This is a genomic window from Altererythrobacter sp. Z27 (assembly GCF_052683155.1).
In genome coordinates this window covers 1287757-1307655 of the sequence record NZ_JBQYMC010000001.1, presented here as the reverse complement: position 1 = coordinate 1307655, position 19899 = coordinate 1287757, and the positions used below count along the sequence as shown (strand labels likewise).

General features: G+C 62.7%; 16 protein-coding genes and 1 tRNA gene. 9 read left to right on the top strand and 8 right to left on the bottom strand.

Features of this window, described 5'->3' with window-relative positions; translation table 11 throughout:
• Complete coding sequence (locus ACUJ47_RS06435; protein ID WP_445537586.1) at positions 1-495, top strand: DUF2155 domain-containing protein; 495 nt, start codon at positions 1-3, stop codon at positions 493-495.
• Here the strand turns inward: ACUJ47_RS06435 and aat are convergent.
• Positions 444-1142 carry a leucyl/phenylalanyl-tRNA--protein transferase gene (aat, locus tag ACUJ47_RS06430; protein ID WP_445537585.1) on the bottom strand — a complete coding sequence of 233 codons (699 nt, stop codon included), beginning with the start codon at positions 1140-1142 and terminating at the stop codon, positions 444-446. The genes ACUJ47_RS06435 and aat overlap by 52 nt on opposite strands.
• 118 nt (positions 1143-1260) lie before the next feature.
• Here aat and ACUJ47_RS06425 point away from each other — a divergent pair.
• Positions 1261-1336, top strand: a tRNA-Trp gene (locus ACUJ47_RS06425).
• Positions 1337-1406: 70 nt separating this feature from the next.
• Here the strand turns inward: ACUJ47_RS06425 and ACUJ47_RS06420 are convergent.
• Positions 1407-2945, bottom strand: a complete 1539-nt coding sequence (locus tag ACUJ47_RS06420; protein WP_445537584.1) for an alanine/glycine:cation symporter family protein — start codon at positions 2943-2945, stop codon at positions 1407-1409.
• A gap of 281 nt (positions 2946-3226) precedes the next feature.
• Here ACUJ47_RS06420 and secE point away from each other — a divergent pair, with 281 nt between their 5' ends.
• The 5 genes from secE (at position 3227) to rplA (ending at position 6325) form a co-directional block, all read left to right on the top strand.
• The gene (secE, locus tag ACUJ47_RS06415) at positions 3227-3436 is read left to right on the top strand and encodes a preprotein translocase subunit SecE (RefSeq protein WP_445537583.1); all 210 of its coding nucleotides are present in this window, start codon (positions 3227-3229) and stop codon (positions 3434-3436) included.
• A gap of 31 nt (positions 3437-3467) precedes the next feature.
• On the top strand, positions 3468-4004 hold the full coding sequence (nusG, locus tag ACUJ47_RS06410; protein WP_354144171.1) for a transcription termination/antitermination protein NusG: 537 nt from the start codon (positions 3468-3470) through the stop codon (positions 4002-4004).
• 123 nt (positions 4005-4127) lie between these two features.
• Entirely contained in the window at positions 4128-5015 is an 888-nt protein-coding gene (locus tag ACUJ47_RS06405; RefSeq protein WP_445537582.1) for a hypothetical protein, read from the top strand.
• Between the two features lie 181 nt (positions 5016-5196).
• Positions 5197-5628: a 50S ribosomal protein L11 gene (gene rplK, locus ACUJ47_RS06400; protein ID WP_445537581.1), complete on the top strand. Its 432-nt coding sequence runs from the start codon at positions 5197-5199 to the stop codon at positions 5626-5628.
• Between the two features lie 4 nt (positions 5629-5632).
• On the top strand, positions 5633-6325 hold the full coding sequence (rplA, locus tag ACUJ47_RS06395) for a 50S ribosomal protein L1 (RefSeq protein ID WP_445537580.1): 693 nt from the start codon (positions 5633-5635) through the stop codon (positions 6323-6325).
• A gap of 99 nt (positions 6326-6424) precedes the next feature.
• Here rplA and ACUJ47_RS06390 read toward each other — a convergent pair whose 3' ends face one another.
• From ACUJ47_RS06390 to ACUJ47_RS06375, 4 genes are all read right to left on the bottom strand, one after another.
• On the bottom strand, positions 6425-6994 hold the full coding sequence (locus tag ACUJ47_RS06390) for a TMEM165/GDT1 family protein (protein WP_445537579.1): 570 nt from the start codon (positions 6992-6994) through the stop codon (positions 6425-6427).
• Positions 6995-7605: 611 nt separating this feature from the next.
• Positions 7606-10539 (bottom strand): DUF2339 domain-containing protein, encoded by a 2934-nt coding sequence (locus tag ACUJ47_RS06385; RefSeq protein ID WP_445537578.1) that lies wholly within the window; start codon positions 10537-10539, stop codon positions 7606-7608.
• Positions 10540-10627: 88 nt separating this feature from the next.
• Positions 10628-11392 (bottom strand): competence/damage-inducible protein A, encoded by a 765-nt coding sequence (locus ACUJ47_RS06380; protein WP_445537577.1) that lies wholly within the window; start codon positions 11390-11392, stop codon positions 10628-10630.
• A 44-nt stretch (positions 11393-11436) separates the two neighbouring features.
• Positions 11437-12945, bottom strand: a complete 1509-nt coding sequence (locus ACUJ47_RS06375; RefSeq protein ID WP_445537576.1) for a flavin-containing monooxygenase — start codon at positions 12943-12945, stop codon at positions 11437-11439.
• Between the two features lie 110 nt (positions 12946-13055).
• Between ACUJ47_RS06375 and ACUJ47_RS06370 the strand changes: the two genes are divergently transcribed.
• Complete coding sequence (locus ACUJ47_RS06370) at positions 13056-15083, top strand: TonB-dependent receptor plug domain-containing protein (protein ID WP_445537575.1); 2028 nt, start codon at positions 13056-13058, stop codon at positions 15081-15083.
• Positions 15084-15245: 162 nt separating this feature from the next.
• Positions 15246-17888 (top strand): TonB-dependent receptor, encoded by a 2643-nt coding sequence (locus ACUJ47_RS06365; protein ID WP_445537574.1) that lies wholly within the window; start codon positions 15246-15248, stop codon positions 17886-17888.
• An 81-nt stretch (positions 17889-17969) separates the two neighbouring features.
• Here ACUJ47_RS06365 and ACUJ47_RS06360 read toward each other — a convergent pair whose 3' ends face one another.
• A complete protein-coding gene (locus ACUJ47_RS06360) occupies positions 17970-19133 on the bottom strand; it encodes an acyl-CoA dehydrogenase family protein (RefSeq protein ID WP_445537573.1) in 1164 nt (387 codons plus the stop codon).
• A gap of 1 nt (position 19134) precedes the next feature.
• Positions 19135-19896, bottom strand: coding sequence for a crotonase/enoyl-CoA hydratase family protein (locus tag ACUJ47_RS06355; RefSeq protein WP_445537572.1), 762 nt, complete (start codon positions 19894-19896; stop codon positions 19135-19137).
• Between the last annotated feature and the right edge of the window lie 3 nt (positions 19897-19899).

Here is a 19899-nt window from a genome sequence, read left to right as displayed (position 1 = left end):
ATGCGCGCCCCGCATATCTGCCTGGCCCTAGCCGGTGCGATGGCGCTGGCGGCATGCGATGGGGAACCTCCGGCGCCCAAGCCGGTTGAAACCGATTTGCCGCAGGATTTGTCGACGCCAGCATCCCCGCTACCGGCTGACGCAGCGGGCAGCGCGGGAATTGGCACGCCGATGGAAGATCGGGTGGCGACGCTGGGCCTGCTCAACAAGCGCAACAATTCGAGCCAGGATATCGAGCTGAAGCCGGGCGAATCGCGCCGGATTGGCGACATCATCATCCGCCTGCAGGCTTGCGAGCGCACCGCGCCGTGGGAAATGCAGCGCGAAACCGGCGCTTTCGTGCAAGTGCTGGTGCAGGATCGCGGCTCGGAGGATTTCCGCCGCATCTTCTCGGGCTGGCTGTTCAAGAACTCGCCCAGCCTGAATGTGGTCGAACACCCGATCTATGACGTGTGGGTCAAAGACTGCGCGATGAGCTTCCCCGACGACGAGTGATCCGCCTCTGCCTCGCGTAGCAGCGCGGCATAGGCATCGAGCAGGCTCATGGCGGGATCGCCGAAAGCGCGCGCCAGCCCTTCGAGATATTGCTTCTGCTCGATCTCGACAGCGCCGAGTGACTGCAAATGCTCGGTCATGAACTGGCAATCGAGCAGGCGGTAGCCCGCGCGCCGCATCAGGGCGACCAGCCAGCCGAGCGCGACCTTGCTGGCATTGGTCCGGCGGCTGAACATGCTTTCGCCGCAAAATACCCGGTCGAAGGCGACTCCATAGAGCCCGCCAACCAGTTCCTCGCCGTCCCAACATTCGATCGAATGGGCATGGCCCAGTTCGTGGAGCTGGCGATAGCTCGCCATGATCCTGTCGCTGATCCAGCTTTCCGGATGGTCTGTGCGCGGCTGCGCGCAGGCGGCGATCACGGCGGCGAAATCGCGGTCGAGCGTGACGGTGAAGCGGTCTTGCCGGATCGCCTTTCTCAGGCTGCGCGACAGGTGAAAGCGCTCCAAAGGCAGGATCGCGCGCTGGCGCGGCTCGACCCAGAACACCTCCGGGTCGTCGCGCCGGTCCGCCATCGGGAAAATCCCGCTGCGATAGGCCAGCAGCAGCATCTCGGCCGGGATCGGGGCGGGATAGGGAGAATGCATGATGCCGCTCTATAGCAGGCGAGGAGGGCGCATCGCCAATTGCAAATAGTTCTGCTCAGGCGCCAAACTGGCGTGTTGCCATGTGCGACGCTTGGCTATAGAGGGCTGCGTCGCCTGCAGGGGTGTAGCTCAGCTGGTAGAGCATCGGTCTCCAAAACCGAGGGCCACGGGTTCGAATCCTGTCACCCCTGCCATTTACTGCTGGCGGCAAAATGAAAGGGCCGGCCCCGCGTGGGACCGGCCCTTCCTTTTTTCAGATTGCCGTCAGTACTCGTTCGGCTCCTCCGGCGTTTCGCGACCGAAGGTTTGCCCCGCGGTCTTGTCGCCCTGCGCCAGCTTGAACACCACGCCCGAAAGCAGGGCCAGGGCCAGCAGGTTGGGCAGCGCCATCGCCGCGTTGGAAATGTCGCCCAGGCGCCAGACCAGCGTGAGGTCCTGCGTCGAGCCGACATAGATCACCACGCACCACAGCAGGCGCCAGATGATGTGGAGCACCTTTTCGCCGCGACGGGTCGAGCCCGGGACGCGGTCGTAGAGGAAGGTAATCGCGCGTTCGCCGTAATAGCTCCAGGTGAGCAGGGTGGTGAACACGAACAGGATCAGCGCAGTCGAAGCGACCAGCGTGCCCAACGGGATCGAGAAGATCTGCGTCGGGAAGGCTGCCGCAAATGCGCCGCTGGTCATGGCGAAGCCCTGTAGGTCCGAATTCCACGCATGGATGACCTGTTGGCCGCCGCCGGTGAAATTGCCCTCCACCGTCAGGATCACCAGCGCGGTCATGGTGCAGATCACAATCGTGTCGATGAAGGTGCCCAGCATCGCCATGCGGCCCTGCTGCGCCGGGTCGCTGGTCTGCGCCACGGCGTGGGCGATCGGGGTCGAACCCTGGCCTGCCTCGTTAGAGAACAGCCCGCGTGCCACGCCCGCGCGGATGGCGAGGGCGATTGCCGCGCCCACGAAGCCGCCGGTCGCTGCTTGCGGGTTGAACGCGCCGTTGAAGATCAGGCCGAAGGTTGCGGGAATGTCCTGTATGTTCAGGATCAGCGCAATGATCGCCATCACGATATAGGCGCCGGCCATGAAGGGCACGACCTTCTCGGCGACGTTGCCGATCGACTTGATCCCGCCGATGATCACGATGAACACCAGGATCGCCACGATCAGGCCGCCCACGGCTTCCTCGATCCCGAACAATTCGTTCAGCCCGTCAGCCACCGCATTGGCCTGGATCGAATTGCCGGTGACCATCGCCGAGAACAAAGTGCCCAGGCAGAACACGATCGCGAGCCAGGTCCATTTCGGGCCAAGGCCCATCATGATGTAGCTCATCGGGCCGCCGCGATAGGTGCCGTCGCTGGTCTTTTCACGATAGCGGATCGCCAGCGAACCTTCCGCGAAAGCGAGCGCCATGCCGATCAGCGCGGTAACCCACATCCAGAAGATCGCGCCTGGCCCACCCAGTGCGATCGCGGTGGCGACACCGGCGAGGTTGCCCGTGCCGACCTGCCCGGAAAGCGCGGTCGAGAGCGCGGCAAAGGGGCTGATTTCCCCGTCGCCCTGGCCCTTGCGGCCTGCGAACAGGCCCTTGAAGGCGCTGCCCAGCTGGCGCAGCGGATAGAATTTCAGGCCGATCATGAAGAACATGCCGACACCCAACAGGATGATCGTCATGGGAGGGATCGGTTGGCCGCCGATGGAAAGCCAGGGAACAAGTTCCCCTTCCCACGTGCCGCCCCAGATGAAATCGGAAACATTCGTCACGTGATCGATCAGACCGACCGACCCGGAATCTGTAACTGCCATGTGTGGCTTCCCCAAAAGCAACCCTTAATAAGCCGCGCACGCTAGCCACGACATGCGCGCTTGGCCAGCCCCCGATGCTCGCGCATGCACAGGGCGGCTGCGTTGCGGCCGCGCTAACGCCGCTTGCTTTTGGTTCGGGCCGGTCCTACATGCGGCATCGTCTTCCGACATTGGAATCAGGCCTTGCCCCTCCCGGACCTTGTTCGGGGCGGCGAAGAACCCTACCTGAAACCGATCCCGGAAGGCGGGAACGAAATTTACCGAGGACGAAAGGTCAGACCATGGCCGATGAAAAGAAGCGCAAGACATCGCCCGCCGAGTTCGTGAACCAGGTTCGCAGCGAAACGAAGAAGGTGGTGTGGCCGACGCGTGAGGAAACCATCCGCACCGCGATCTTCGTTTTCATCATGATGGTGATTCTGTCGGTCTTCTTCCTTGGCATCGACACTGTCTTCAGTGCGATCGTGCAGTGGCTGCTGTCGCTGGCCTGATCCGCGCCTTCAATATTCACGGGAACACACCATGGCTCGCTGGTATATCATTCACGCCTATTCGGGTTTCGAGAACAAGGTCCGCGATGCGATCATCGCCGAAGCCGAGCGGCTGGGCCTGAGCGATGCGGTTGAGGACGTGCAGGTCCCGACCGAAACCGTGACCGAGGTGAAGCGCGGCAAGAAGGTGCAGGTCGAACGCAAGTTCATGCCCGGCTATGTCCTTGCCAAGCTGAAGATGACCGACGACGTGTACCACCTCGTCAAGAACACTCCGAAGGTGACCGGCTTCCTGGGGCAGGGCAACAAGCCCCAGCCGATCAGCGAAAAGGAAGCCGCACGCTATTTCGGCGGTGTCGAAGAAGCCAAGGCCGCACCCAAGCGCGACATCAGCGTCGATTACGAAATTGGCGACCAGGTCAAGGTGCTCGACGGGCCCTTCGCCAGCTTCAACGGCGTGGTCGAGGAACTCGATTTCGACAAGGCGAAGGTCAAGGTCTCGGTCTCGATCTTCGGCCGTGCGACGCCGGTCGAACTCGACTTCGAACAGGTCGAACTGGTCAAGTAATCCGGCTGCGGCCGGAATTCCGATGCATCAGTACATCGCCGGCGCTCGCGCCGGTGGGCTTCACGCGCCATTGTGGGCGTGGGCGCTTGCCTGTCCTGCCCGGACGATGACCACGGATGCACCATGCCGCAATTTCTCCGCCATTGCCTTCTCCTGCTGATCGGGATGGCAAGCTGCCTCGCCTTCGCGCCGTCTCCCGCGCAGGCGCAGATGCGGATGTGCGGCCCGGGTGAAACCCCCGTGGCGGTGGATACGTCGAACCCCAGCGCGCATGTCCCGCTCTGCCCCGGTAACGGCGGCGAGGCGGTTGCCGTCGCACAAAGCCACGCCGCATTTGCCTGGCACGTCGACGCTGCGGACATCTGGGTCGACGGGGGCTACACCGGCCCCAACAATGCAGGGCCTGCGAAGGCGCTCGCTGCCTGCGCCCGCGCGATGGGCGAAGGATGCGTGAGCGGCGGCGAATGGTCCAACTCCTACATGGAATTCTATCGCAATGCCCGCGGCGAGCTGTTCTCGGCATGGGCGAATGACAAGAACGCGGTGAAGAAGGCGCAGGCCGATTGCCGGGGCGACGCCATCCTCGCCTGCGAGCGGGTGCACCGGCTGGGTTCGAACACGAGCGAACGTTTTCCCGGCGCGGAAGTGCGCAAGAGCTATCTCGTCGCGGCCTGGGTCAAGGGGCTCGAGGGCTATGACGGCAAGCTCTACATCGCCAGCGGCCAACCCACCTATGCGGCGGCCGCCGAAATGGCGATCGCGGCATGCGGCAAGGCCAATCCCGAGCGCGAATGCGGGGTGCAGGGCTACACCGGCAACGGCGTGATGCAGGTCTATCTGCTCGGAGCCGACCATGCCGCAGTGGTCGAAAACAGCGGTGACCGGGCGAGAAGGTCGGCGCAGGGCTGGTGCAAGCGCAGCAAGGCGAAACCCTGCACGATGCAGGCACAGTATGACGCGCGGCGGCAGGGGCTGTTTGTGCACGAGTTCGAGCCGGCGCCCGCAGGCTAGTTCCACCGCAGGCCCGCCGGGCGGAATCGCTTGCATCTGGCGCCGAAAACGCTATGTGCGCGCCTTCCTAAAGCGACAGCTTTGGAGAACCGTGCGGAAGGGGTGCCTCGGTACCCTGTTTGACCGCTTAACATGAGCCAAGGATCGCAATCCGCGGCGACAGTGTGAAAGGAATGACCTCATGGCCAAGAAGATTTCTGGCTATATCAAGCTGCAGGTGCCCGCGGGCATCGCAAACCCCTCGCCGCCGATCGGCCCCGCACTGGGCCAGCGCGGCGTGAACATCATGGAATTCTGCAAGGCGTTCAACGCCGCGACCGACAGCCTCGAAAAGGGCATGCCGATCCCGACGATCATCACCGTCTATGCGGACCGTTCGTTCAGCTTCGTCACCAAGACGCCGCCGGCGACCTTCCTCATCAAGAAGGCTGCCAAGCTGAAGTCAGGCTCGAAGGAGCCGGGCAAGGTTTCGGCCGGAACCATCAAGCGTTCGCAGCTGAGCGAAATCGCCGAAATGAAGATGGCTGACCTCAACGCCAACGACATCGAAATGGCAACACGCATCATCGAAGGCTCCGCGCGTTCGATGGGCCTTCAAGTGGTGGAGGGCTAAGACCATGGCAAAGCCGACCAAGAAGCAAAAGCTGCTGGCCGATCTCGACCACGAGAAGCTGTATTCGGTTGAAGAGGCGCTCGCTACGCTGCGCCAGTTCAAGGGCAAGTTCGACGAAACCGTCGAAGTCGCGATGAACCTGGGCGTTGACCCGCGTCACGCCGACCAGATGGTGCGCGGCATGGTGTCGCTGCCTTCGGGCACCGGCAAGGACGTGCGCGTTGCCGTGTTCGCTCGCGGCGACAATGCCGACAAGGCGCTGGCCGCCGGTGCCGACAAGGTGGGTGCCGAAGACCTGATGGACGACATGGCCGCCGGCAACCTCAACTATGACCGCGTGATCGCGACCCCCGACATGATGGGTGTCGTCGGCCGCCTCGGCAAGGTGCTGGGCCCCAAGGGCCTGATGCCGAACCCGAAGCTCGGCACCGTCACGCCGAACGTGGAACAGGCCGTCAAGGACGCCAAGAGCGGCCAGGTTGAATTCCGCGTTGAAAAGCAGGGCATCATCCACTCGGGCATCGGCAAGCTGAGCTTCGACGATGCGGCGCTGATGGCGAACTTCAAGGCGCTGACCGAAGCTGTGGTGAAGGCCAAGCCGAGCGGCGCCAAGGGCAAGTATGTCCGCAAGGTCACCGTCACTTCGTCGATGGGCCCGGGCCTCAAGGTCGCCCTGTCGGAAGTCGAAGGCGCGTAAGCCTTCCCGACCAAATCAAATTTCGAAGGGCCGGGGGAGCAATCCTCCGGCCCTTTGCTTCTGCGGGGTTGGGAATGGCCGAAATTGGGTGGATAGCGGTCATAGACCAGCTGCCTCCCACACAACCCATGCGCCAATAGCCAGAAACAAAAACGCCGCCACGATCCGGACGACCTTGAGCGATACGCGTTCAACGATAACATTGCCGAAATAGACTGCGGGCACGTTGGCGAGCATCATGCCCAGCGTTGTTCCCAGAGTGACGTGCACCACACTTTGGAACTGTGCGCCCAGGGCAATAGTTGCGACCTGTGTCTTGTCGCCAATCTCCACAAGGAAAAAAGCAATAGTCGTCGCCACGAACGCGCCGAAACGTGGTTCCTTGGGTTCATCACTCTCGTCGAGCTTGTCCGGAACGAGAGTCCAGAGGGCCATGGCAATAAAACTGATGCCGACTGCGTAGCGGAACCACTGCCCCTCGAGCAGGCTTGCAACCGTTTGACCCAGAAAGGCAGCAATCCCATGATTGGCAAGGGTCGCGACGAGGATGCCGAGAATGATCGGCAACGGTTTGCGAAACCGGGTGGCGAGGACAATGGCGAGCAACATTGTCTTGTCGCCGATTTCGGCCAGCGCAACGACTGCGGTAGAGGTGAGAATAGCTTCCAATGATTATCTCCGGGCCGGGCTTCAAGACTGCAACAGCACCTGATTTCCCGCCCAGCCAGACGGAAATTAGGTGCCATTGGTCTTGCCCGAACGGAAATCTTCGAACCCCTGCGCCACGACCTCTCAGCCGAGTATGTTGACGCGAGGGAACCGCCGAAGGCGGCGGGCTACTCCCCAGATGACGCGCCGCAGATAACAAGGCGCCTACGAAAGATCAACGTCCGCAATTGGGTCGCTAGCGGGCATCTGTGAGCAAACTATCCCATCGTCATTCCCGCGAACGCGGGAATCCATAGGCCAACTGGTGCTGATAGTTCGTGGATTCCCGCGTTCGCGGGAATGACGAGTTCTGAACCGTCACCGGACAATCCGATTTTCCTACTTGGCCGCGTTCTGGCAAGAGCACGGCGCTCTTTGCCATCGTCGCATCACCCCAACGCTCCATCCCTCGTATCGTCGTTGCGAAAAGGCGCAGCCGACGTGGCAATCCACCTTGGCTCGCGTTTGCATGGATTGCTTCGCTACGCTCGCAATGACGAGCCGAGAGTTTTCTGCTTAGACAGTGTCGCATGTGTCGCATGTGTCGCATCGCTGAGCGACGAACGGCTATGTCATTCGGGCGGAGAAGCGCTCGGCGTTCCCCTCAGCTGCCGGGCATAGACCCAGCCGATCCCGATCAGGCTGAAACCCAGCGCCATAAAGCTGGCGATCCGCAACAAGCCCTCAAGCCCGGCGGCGTCCCACAGGAACACCTTGGCCACGGCCAGCAGCATGAAGACCAGCGAACCGATCCGCCAGCTGCGTTCGGCCAAGCGGTTCCCGATGAAGAGGAAGCCTAGCGCCAGAAGTATGCCAAGCAGCGAGCGCAGCAAATCCTCCGCCTGCGTCATCGGCACATCGACCAATATGCTGCCTGCAAATGCCTGGCGCAGGAGCGCCAGCGCGGCCACGCCGACCACCAGCATGATCGCGCCGTCGACAATGGCGCGCGGCAGCCCGGCGGCATGGCGCCGCAGCATCAGCGCGGCAATGCTGGCGATTGCCCCTGCGGCGAGCACGAGGTTGGCAATCGGCGTCGGCCCGACTGCCTGCCTGCTCCACAAGGGGTTGTGCAGCATACCGGTGAACCACAGCGCATGGGCCAGTGCCAATCCGGCGACCAGCGCGCCGAGGCGCGGCTGCGGGCCCAGTTTCGGCAGCCCGCGATCGAGCGCCACCGCCGCTGCCAGCAATAGCGCTTGCCACAGCGTCCGCTCCGCCATGCCATAGTCGGTGAAGCCCGTAACCGTGTCGATCGCGAACAGCTGCTTGTACAGCGTGTGAAGGATCACGAAACCGATCGGGATTGCCAGCAGGTAGGAGTGCGGCAGCCAGCGGCTCGATCCCTCGGGCAGGGGCAGGCGCACCGCCGCCAGTACTGCAGCGAGCGGCAGTACCCGGACCAGCAAGTCGCGCATGGAGGGGAGGTCGCGCCAGAGCATCGGATCGCCAAGCAGGGCGGCCACGCCTCCGGCAAGCCATGTGGCGAGTGGCGCAATCGCCCACAATGCGGTCAGCACAACGAGTGTGAGCTGCGCCGCGATGCGGCCCGGCTGCAATTGCCACAGCGCGATCGCGCCGACCGCGGCGGCCCAGGTCAAGGCTGTTTCGGGCAGGAACTGCGCCACCAGGCCATAGGCGACCAGTGCCGCCAATACTTCGGCGATGCCGCGCCCGCGCTTGTCACTCTCGGACCAGGCTAGGACGCACCATGGCAGCAATGCCGCCAGCCAGCGGATCCCGGCTGTCAGCAAGTCGCCATCGCTGGTCCCGCCGCCAAGCCGCACCATCTCGGCGCCGAGATATGTCGATCCGAACAGGGCAAGCAGGGATATGGAGGCAGCGGCCCAGGGCAGGGCGTGCAAAGGCATGTCGCTGCGTTCGCGCAGCAAGGCGAACAGCCCGGCAAAGACCAGCGTCGCCATCGCCACCGCCAGCCAAGCGGGCGTGACCAGCAGCATGGCCCCGAACAGCATGAGCGAGCCGATCGCGAGCAGTAATGCGAGGTCGCCGGACTTCTCGCCGTTCCAGATCCGCCACGCGCCCGCCAGCGGGAATGCCGAAAGCGCGGCGACCGCTAGCGCAAGCTGCAGCTCGGGAACGTCCGCATCGGGATCGCCGAACGTCGCATAGGCCACCAATGCGAGCGCGATGGGCGCGCCAGCAAGTTGGAACAGGTCGATCCGGGTCGCTTCGCTGCGCCAGAGATGCGCCAGCGGCACCGCCGCGTAGACGGTCGCGATGCCTGCGGTCACGAGCGCGAACATCATGGGCTGGGCACCGTCCCACTGCGCCAGTAGCAATATGGCGACCACCGCGGCGACCGCGCTCGTCTCGCGCAATTCGGGCTTGCGCCATGCAAGGAAGGCAAGCGTGCCACCCAGCAGCAGGTAGAGCCCCCAGACCAGCGGCGAATAGCCGGCCTGGTCGACCAGCAGCGCCAGCTGGACGCTGGCGACCAGCGCGGAGCCGAAGCGCAATGGTCGTTCGAAGCCTTGCGCCCCGGCAAAGGCGGGAAGCACTGCCCCCAGCACCACGAAATAGAGCCCAAGCGCGATCACTTCGGCCACGCCGGGATCGCCTGCCAGCAGCAGCACTGCGCCCCAGCCAAGGCCGAAAACCAGCGCTGCGATCGACAGCCATGGGCGGGACTGGCGCTCGCCGGTTACGGTCAGCCCGGCGGTGACAAGGCCAAGGTAGAGCGACAGCAGCGGCAAATTGGCTTCCTCGCCGCCGACAAGCGCCGGCGCGGCGAAGCCTCCGACAAGGCCCAATACGGCGCAGGGCAGGCCGAAGCGGAAGGACAGCGCGATGGATCCCGCGGTGACCGCCGCCAGCCCAAGGAACGCCACGGTCTGCCCGACCAGTCCGTATTGCGTCCCGGCGAGGTAGAACGCGGCATAGAGCGTTGCGAGGCCCGCTCCGGCGAGCGATTGGCGCACGCGCGGATCGGCTACCTTCTCTTCGTTGCGCCAGGCCCATTCGGCACCGCCAAGCAGCAGGAAGCCGAAGAGGAAGGCCAGCGCCACCCGCACCACGGGCGTCAACAGGCCGGATTCGATCGAGTACCGGACCAGGAAAACGCCCGCGATCGCCAATGTGATGCCGCCGGCCCAGATTGGCAGGCGCCTGCCGAAAACATCCTCGAAATCGAACTGGAAGCGCTGGCTCGGCTCTTCGACCGCCTGCTCCACTTCTGGCGCGAGATCGGGCGCGGCCTGGCTCGCCCATTCAGGCTCCCATGCGGGTGTTGGTTCGGCAGGTGGGGGCTCGGCCTCTTGCGCCACCGCCTCCGGTGGCTCTTCGCTGCGTGTTAGCGGGACGCTCGGGCGGGAAACAGTAGCAGCCTCACTGGGCCGCTCTTGCGCTTCGATCCGATCTTCCTGTGCGCGGGCTTCCTTCGCGGTGCGGTATTCGAGCGTGGAGATGCTCTGCTCAAGCCGGTTCACCCGCTTCCACAGCCAGACCACGGCAGTGCCAAGCAGCAAGATCAGAAGGAAATTCATATCGTGCCCTCTCCCCTTGCGGGGAGGATAGGGCGAGTTGGCAGAGCTACAAAGGCCGAATTGTTACTAGGCCAGTGCCTCGCTGACGTCAGATGCCACCGGGCGTGAAGTCATGACCGAGTTCGCCCAGGCCTTCGCACAAGACATGCACGCAACTTTGCAATGCGTCGGCATCGGTCGATCGAACCACGAAATTGGCGCCCACGCGGCCTTCGCGGAAGAAAGGATAGCTGCCAATCTGGCACTTCTCATGCGCCTTCTCGACCTCGCGCAGCAGCGTGGCCACTTCGCTTTCGGGGACCCAACAGCCCACGGTTTCAGAGAGCAGTGGAGCGCCGCCCTCCAGTGTGCCCGTAAGGGCATCGAGCATGCCTGCGGTGATGTGCGGCACGCCTGCCATCAGGAAGACATTGCCGAGCTTGATCCCAGGCGCGCCGGACATGCGGTTGGGAATCAGCTCGCCGCCTTCGGGCACGCGGGCCATGCGCAGCCGCGCTTCGTTCAGGCCGCCCGGCTTGTCGGCATAATAGCGTTCGAGGATGGCGCGTGCCTGCGGGTGGATGACCACCGGCACGCCCAGCGCCTCCGCCACCGCGTCCACCGTGATGTCGTCATGTGTCGGGCCGATGCCGCCAGTGGTGAAGAGGTAATCATTCTGCGCACGAAGTGTGTTCACCGCCTCGACAATGCGATCGATGACATCGGGCACCACGCGCACTTCGGCAAGGCGAATGCCCTGGACCTGCAGCCAGCTCGCCACCTGGGCGATATTCTTGTCATGGGTGCGGCCAGACAGGATCTCGTCGCCGATCACGACGAGCCCTGCGGTCCAGATCTTATCCGATGCGCTCATATTCCAGGCGTTAGTGGACAGCGCAGCGCGAGGGAAGGGGGCTGTTATTCCGCCGCTTCAAGCTGTTCTTCCTCCATCACTGCATTGGCCCCGGCGCGGGTGAAGCTCAGCAAGCCGTCGTCGACATCACCCTGCCGCAGCACCTTGCGATCGAACACATATTCCTGGTTGAGCCGCCATGGGTAATCCTTGGCGCTCTTGGGCATGATGTGCTTGCCGCGCTGGATATAGCCCGAGGAGAAGTCGAACAGGTCGTCATCTTCGATCTTCGCTTCGGCCGCCGCCGTCAGCACAGGGGTGGCGAGGTTAGTCCCGGTCGCTTCCATGTGATTGAGCACACGGCAGACGAATTCGGAATTGATGTCCGCGCGCAGCGTCCAGCTGGCGTTGAGATAGCCGAACACCACCGCAAGGTTCGGCAGGTTCGAGAACATGCAGCCCTTGTAGTAATAGCGCTGGCTGAAATCGACCGGTTCGCCCGTCACGCTGATCTTGATCTTGCCGGCGATCGCCAGCTTGAGCCCGGTGGCGGTGACGATAATATCGGCCGGAAGCAGTTCGCCAGACGTCAGCCGGACGCCGTTTTTCTCGAACTTGGCGATATTCCCGGTGACGACCGATGCCCGGCCCGATTTCATCGCGTCGAACAAATCATTGTCCGGCACGAGGCACAGCCGCTGTTCCCACGGGTTGTAAGGCGGGGTGAAGGCTTCCTTGTCGTAATCCTTGCCCAACGCCTTCTCGATCCGCTTGTGCAGAGCCTGCTTCACCTTCTCAGGCTTGTTGCGCGCCGCCTTGAAGCTGAAATCCTGCATCGTGATGTTCTTGAACCGAGTGATCGCATAGGCGACCTTTTCCGGCAGGACCTTGCGCAGGAAATTGGCGATTGCATCCTTTGCGGGGCGCGAGAACATCCATGTGGGCGTCCGCTGCAGCATGGTGACATGGGCTGCCTTGTCGGCCATCGACGGCACGATCGTGACGGCGGTCGCTCCCGATCCGACCACCACAACTTTCTTGCCGGTGTAGTCATAGTCCTTCGGCCAGAACTGCGGATGGATCACATCGCCTTCGAATTCGCTGAAATCGAACCCGGCGTCATAGGGATCGTCGTAGTCGTAATAGCCGGCGCCGAGATAGATGAAGTTGGCGGTGAGCAGCTTGCGCTCGCCATCGGCCAGCTCGACCGTGACGTGCCAGCGTGCCTCGTCGGGCCGGAAATCGGCCGAGACGACCTTGTAGCCGAAGCGGATGTGCGGCCTGATGCCGCGTTCATCGGCGATGCGATTGAGATATTCGAGGATCGATGGGCCGTCGGCGATCGACTTTTCGTGCTTCCATGGTTCGAACACGAAGCCGAGCGTGTGCATGTCGCTGTCCGAACGGATGCCGGGATAGCGGAACAGGTCCCACGTGCCCCCGATCTGATCGCGCCGTTCGACAATGGCGTAACTGCGGCCGGGGCACATCATCTCCAGATGTGCGGCCATGCCGATGCCGGAAATGCCGGCGCCAACGATTAGGACATCGAAATCGGGCGGGGTTGCGAGCATCGAATTCTCTCCCTTACTTACACCGATGTAAGCATAGTCCATCCCAGAATGGTAGTTCGAATGGCATTTTGCAACTGACTGGAATGAGAGGATGGGTTAGGGCGCGCGCCATGTCCATACCTGCCCGGCTTTTCCTGACTGCAACCACCGCCCTGATTGCGATCCCCGCTGTCGCTCAAGACAGCACGCAAGCGCCCGACGAAGCAGAAGGCGAAATCGTGGTCATAGGCGAAGGCCTGGCCCAGGCTCCATCCGTGGTGGCCTATGCGGTGAGCGAGATCGAACGCGCTGAAATCGTGGCTGCGCCTTCCGGCCGGATCGAAGACGTGCTGGTCAATGTCGCGGGCTTCCAGCAATTCCGCCGATCGGACAGCCGATCGTCCAACCCCAGCGCCCAAGGGGTGACGCTGCGCGCCCTGGGGGGCAACGCCACCAGCCGGGCACTGGTGCTGCTCGACGGCGTTCCGATGGCTGACCCGTTCTTCGGCTATATTCCGCTGAGCGCGATTGCGCCGGAGCAGCTGGCCGCGATCCGCGTGACCCGGGGCGGCGGCTCAGGGCCATTCGGCGCGGGGGCGCTCGCGGGGACAATCGAACTCGAGAGCGCCGATGCCGCTGCCCTTGGCCCTTTTGCGGCGAGCCTGCTGACGAACGATCGTAGTGAAACCGAAGCCAGCGCATCGCTGGCGCAGGAACTGGGCAGCGGCTTTGGCGTGCTGAGCGCGCGCTGGGATCGCGGGCAGGGCTTCTACACCACACCGCGAGACGAGCGTGTGCCCGCCAGCGCGCGTGCCGCCTTCGATAGCTGGTCGGTGGGCCTACGCGGCGTCGCGCCTCTGTCGGACACGGTCGAACTTCAGGCACGTGTGCTGGCTTTCCGCGATCAACGCACCTTGCGGTTCGATGGCGCGGATTCGTCGAGCGAAGGCCAGGATGCCAGCTTGCGGCTGGTCGGGCGCGGCGATTGGCAGTTCGATGCCGTGGCCTATGTGCAGGCGCGCAATTTCTCGAACGTAGTCGTCAGTGCGACCCGCTTCGTGCGTGTGCTCGATCAGCGCAACACGCCGTCGACCGGGCTGGGGAGCAAGTTCGAGCTTCGGCCGCCCGTGGGTGGGGACCACACGTTGCGGCTGGGGATCGACTATCGCCGCGCCGAGGGAGAGCTCCAGGAAGAGGCCTATAGCGCCTTCACCGGCAACCTCAGCGAAAGGCGCCGCGCGGGCGGCACCAACACCAATCTCGGCCTGTTCGTCGAAGATGACTGGCGGGCTGGCGCGCTCACGCTGACCGGCGGCTTGCGGGCCGACCGCACTTCCATTGCCGACGGCTTCTACAGGGCGGTCGATGCGCTTGGAGCTTTGGTGGACGAGACCGTGGCCTTGGACCGGGCGGATTGGGCGCTGTCTTGGCGCGCAGGGGCAGCATTCGATGCAAGCGACGCATTGCGGCTGCGCGCGGCGGCCTACACCGGGCTCCGCTTGCCTACACTCAACGAGCTTTATCGACCCTTCGTGGTGTTCCCTGTTGTTACGGAAGCCAATGCAGAGCTTCGCAACGAGCGGCTCGAGGGCTTCGAAGCCGGGTTCGATTTCTCGCCGAGCGATCGTTTCGAACTTTCGATGACCGCGTTCGAGAACCGGGTCGAGAACGCGATAGCCAATGTCACGCTGACGCAGATCCTGCGCCAGCGCCAGAACCTTCCTGCGATCGAGGCGAGGGGCATTGAGGCCTCTGCCAAGGCTGTGCTGGGAAGCGTAAGGCTGGATAGCTCGATCGTTTACAGCGATGCTTCGATTGAGGGGCGCGGTGCCTCCGCCGATGTCGACGGAAACCGCCCGCCACAAACTCCGCGCTGGGCTGCATCGACAACCTTCGCCTGGACTCCCGCCGTGGGCTGGGAGCTTGCTGCGACGCTGAGGCATGTCGGCGCGCAATATGAGGACGAGCAGGAAACCGACCGCTTGCCGCCCGCCACGACTTTGGGCTTTTTTGCGCGAGTTACGCTGCGCGATAAGCTCCAACTCGTGCTGAGGGGCGAGAATTTGACCGGCGAGAGGATCGTGACTCGCAATTCCGGGGGCTCGACCGACCTTGGAGCCCCGCGTACCTTGTGGGCAGGTCTACGCTACGGCTTTTGAGCTTTCGCGAAACTCCCTTTTTCCGTCGTGCAACCGCAACTGTGCCAATTTTGCATCGGGTGAACATTGTCTCGGCCGCTTGGACGGCAGAGCTCTTGTTACATGAGTCGCCTGAGTGATAGCTTTCGCGCACAAATATAAGGTTTTTTGGGAGAGGAACCTATGCAACGTAAGTTGGCGACTTTCGCAGCGGGCCTGCTGGCAGGCAGCTTTCTGACATCACCGGTACTTGCGCAGGATGCCGGCTCGGCCGCTCAGGCAGAGTCGGAAATGGACGAAAACGTGATCATCGTCACGGCCACGCTGCGCGCGTCGGACGTGCAGGATATTCCGATCGCGGTGACTGCGGTGACCCCGCAGGAACTGCAGCGGCAGGGCATCACCAATATCCAGACGCTTTCGACCGTCGCGCCGAGCTTCAATATCCAGTCGTCACAGACGGAATCGCAAGGTACCTCGATCCGTATTCGCGGTATTGGCACCACCGGTAACAACATCGGGCTTGAAAGCGCCGTCGGCGTCTTCATCGACGGCGTCTATCAGTCGCGCCCGGGCATCGCGCTCGGCGAACTGGTCGATGTGCAGCAGGTCGAAATCCTGCGCGGCCCGCAGGGTACCCTGTTCGGTCGTAACACCACCGCTGGCGCCGTTGTCGTTCGCAACAATCCACCCGATCTCAACGAGTTCGGCGGCTTTGTGCAGGCGAGCTACGGCAATTACGACTTCATGAACGTGCAGGGCGCGATCAACGCTCCTGTTGGCGAGACTTTAGGCGTTCGCCTTACCGGTGCCTACCGCAAGCGCGACGGTTTCCTGATCGACGCCAGCGGCAATGACGTGAACGACAAGGATCGCTACATGATCCGCGGCCAGGCGCTGTGGGAGCCGACCCCCGACATCAGCCTGCGCATCATCGGCGACTACCAGAAGGCCGACGAACTGTGCTGCGATGCAATCACGCTGTCGCCAGGGGCCAATTACACCGCGCCATTTGTTGCTGCGGCCTATCCCAATGGCTTCGTCGCGCCGTTCCTGCCGGCGGCCACGGGCCAAGTCTCGCTGCCCTCGATCAAGAAGAACCAGCTGTTCGGAAACTCCGAAATGTTCGTGAATGGCAACGAGCAATGGGGCATCTCGGGTGAGCTGAGCTGGGACTTCGGGCCGGCAGAGTTGACCACCCTGGTGGCCTATCGGGACTTCCACGCGAAGAGCATCCAGGACGACTTTCAGGGTGTGCAGGTCTATTCGGTCGCGGGTGTAACAGAAGACAACCTTCCGCCGACCTTTGACGATATCATGACCTTCACTGCCGAAGCACGACTGCAAGGTTCCGCCTTCGATGATGTGCTCGATTGGCTGGTTGGCGTCTATTACGCAGACGAGAAGATTGTCGAAGAAGCCAGCCTTACCCTCGGCCCGGACTTTCAAGCCTATGTCGGGCAGGCCAACTTCGGCAGCGTGCTCGGCGCGCTTGCTCCGGCCTACCTCGGCCTGGTCGCGCAATCGGGCGCCTATCTCAATTCGGTGCTTGCGGGATCGCCCAATCCGGGCATCTTCTCGACGCCGATCAGCGCTGACAATAGCTATGGCTACAACCATTATGAGCAGAAGGGTGAGAGCTTCTCTGTCTTCACTCACAACATCATCAACATCACCGATACGTTCAATCTGACACTCGGTGCGCGCTATGTCGATGACCGGAAGGATGGCAGCTATGACCAGCTCGCCGCCAGCAATCCGGCCTGCCTCGCCGGCCTGACGCTTGCGGGCACTCCGCAGGCGGATGCCTTCGCAGCCCTGCAGCCGATCCTCGGAAGCACGGTAGCGGGCGCACTTGCACTTCCGGCACTGAACGGCCCGGCCGCCTTCATCAACTGCTTCCCCTTTGCTGCTCCGGCGCTGGGGGTCAGCTTCCTGCCGAAGGAATTCGACCTCACCTTCAAGGATGACGAATTCATCTACACCGCACAGATCGGCTGGGAACCCAATCCCGACCTGCTGGCCTATGCGGGCTTCACTCATGGCTACAAGGCGGGCGGTTTCAACCTCGACTCCACTGCGGCTGCAAGCGGTGGGGACCCGCGCTTCCAGTCGGAAGAGATCGACTCCTATGAGGTCGGGCTCAAGGCCACTATCCTCAATGGTCGCGGCCGCGCAAACTTTGCCATCTTCTATAACGAGCTGGCGAACTTCCAGGTGCTCGAATTCACCGGCACGCAGTTCCAGACCTTCAACGTCGACGATGTGACCGCGAAGGGTGTCGAAGCCGAATTGTTCGCCGCCTGGACCCCGCACCTGAGCAACTCGTTCTCGGTGACCTACACTGACGCGAAATACGGCAGCAATTGCGATGCGCGATATACCGCTGCGGGCGGGCCCAATCCGGCGCTCGAACTGTGCGGGACCTCGCTCACCAATGCGCCGAAGGTCGTGGGCGTCTGGGGCATGACCTATGACGGTCCGATCAGCTCGGATACCGGATGGAACCTGCTGGCCAACGTCAATGTCCGTTACGAGACCGAGCGGCGCACCAGCACCAAGGGGCTGCTGTCCTCTGGTGGCGTGATTACCGGACCTGTCGCGTTCGATATGCAGGATGCCAATGTGAAGGTGAATGCCCGCCTCGGCATCAGCTCGCCTGACAAGAGCTTCGCGATCGAATTGTGGGGCCGCAACATCTTCAACGAGATCACCCGCGGCATCACCTTCAACACTCCGCTCACCGGCAGCGGGCTGGCGACAGGCCGCAGTGCCTTCATCGACGACCCGCGGACTTACGGGATCACGGCGCGCAAGCGCTTCTGATCGTCGGTCGGCCAAACAAGAGGGGCGGCTCGCTTGCGCGGGCCGCCCCTTTGCATTGCAGCGATGTAAAGTCGTAGCAACTTACATCGAGCGCGCGATCACCATCTTCATGACTTCGTTCGAGCCGCCAAAGATGCGAGTGATGCGGCTGTCGCGATACATGCGCGCGATCGGGTAGTCGTTGATGAAGCCTGCGCCGCCGTGGAACTGCAGGCATTTGTCGACCACTTCGCCTTGCAGCTCGGTAACCCAGTATTTGGCCATGCAGGCCGTCGCGACATCGAGCTCGCGCTTGATGTGGCGCGCAATGCAGTCATTGACGAAAATGCGTGCCGCCGTGGCGCGCGCCTTCAGGTCGGCCATCACGAACTGCGTGTTCTGGAAGTCCCAGATCGTCTGCCCGAACGCCTTGCGGTTCTTGACATAGTCGATCGTGGTTTCGAGCGCTTTCTCGATGCTGTTGATCGCACCCACCGCAATGATCAGGCGCTCTTGCGGCAGCTCGCCCATCAACTGGTAAAAGCCCTTGCCCTCGACCCCGCCGAGCACGTTTTCCGCCGGCACGAAGACATCGTCGAAGAACAGCTCCGAGGTGTCGGCTGCGTCGAGCCCGATCTTGTCGAGCTTCTTGCCGCGCTTGAACCCTTCTGCGCCTTCGGTCTCCAGCAGCATCAGCGAAATGCCCTTGGCGCGTTCATTTGGATCGGTCTTGGCGACGATGATGATGAAGTCTGCGATCTGGCCGCTCGAAATATAGGTTTTCGCACCATTGATCCGATAGCCATTGCCGTCCTTGACCGCAGTGGTCGTGATCGACTGCAGGTCCGAGCCGACGCCCGGCTCGGTCATGGCGATCGCGCTGACCAGTTCCCCCGAAACCAGCTTGGGCAGGTATTTCTTCTTCTGCTCTTCGGTTCCGTGGCGGACGAGGTAAGGCAGGATCACTGTGTTATGGAGCGAGGCAGCAAAGCCCTCCACCCCGTGCTTGCCCTGCTGGTCGATCACTACCAGGTCGTGCCGGAAGTCGCCGCCGTGGCCACCGTATTCCGCGGGTACCGAAACGCCGAGCAGCCCTGCCGCTCCGGCCTCGTTCCAGAATTCGCGCTCGACCTGGCCGTCCTCGCGCCATTTCTGGATGCGTTTTTCCGGGGCATGCTGCTGGTAGAACTTGCCAACCGCGTCAGCGAAGATCGCGATTTCCTCGTCTTCCATGAACTCGGGCTGGGGGACATTGAGTACGGACATCTTATTTCCCCTTCCAGTTGGGCTTGCGCTTCTCGGCGAATGCAGCGGCGCCTTCGCGCGCATCTTCGCTCATGAACACTTGCGGCAGCAGCTTAGCCTGCTTTTCCCAGCGTTCATCCGGACCCCAGCCGCGCGATTCCTCGATGATCTGCTTCGAAACGCGTACCGCCAGCGGGCCGTTTTCGTTGATTTTCTGGGCCAGCTCGATCGCCGCATCGAGGGCCGAACCGTCGACGACGCGGTTGAGCAAGCCGAGTTCATAAGCGCGCTGGGCGTCGATGAAGTCGCCCGTAAGCGCCAGTTCCATGGCGATCTTGGGCGGAATCATGCTAGGCAATTTCATCAGGCCACCTGCTGCTGCCGCCAGCCCGCGCTTCGTTTCGGGAATGCCGAACTTGGCGCCTTTGTTAGCCACGATCAGGTCGCAGCTGATCATCAGCTCCATCCCGCCTGCCAGCGCATAGCCTTCGACGGCAGCGATCAGCGGCTTGATCGGGCCCTTTTGCGTCAGGCCGCCAAAACCGCGCCCTTCGATGCTGGGCGATTCGCCGCGCAGGAAGCCCTTGAGGTCCATCCCTGAGCAGAACGTACCACCTGCACCGGTGATGATGCCGACGCGCAGATTGTCATCCGAGTCGAGCCGCTCAAGCGCTGCCGCGATCCCTTCGGCCGCAGCCTTGTTCATCGCGTTCTTGGCCTCGGGCCGGTTGATGGTGATGATCAGTATGCCATCACGCTCTTCTGTCAGAAGCTCTTCGCTCATGCG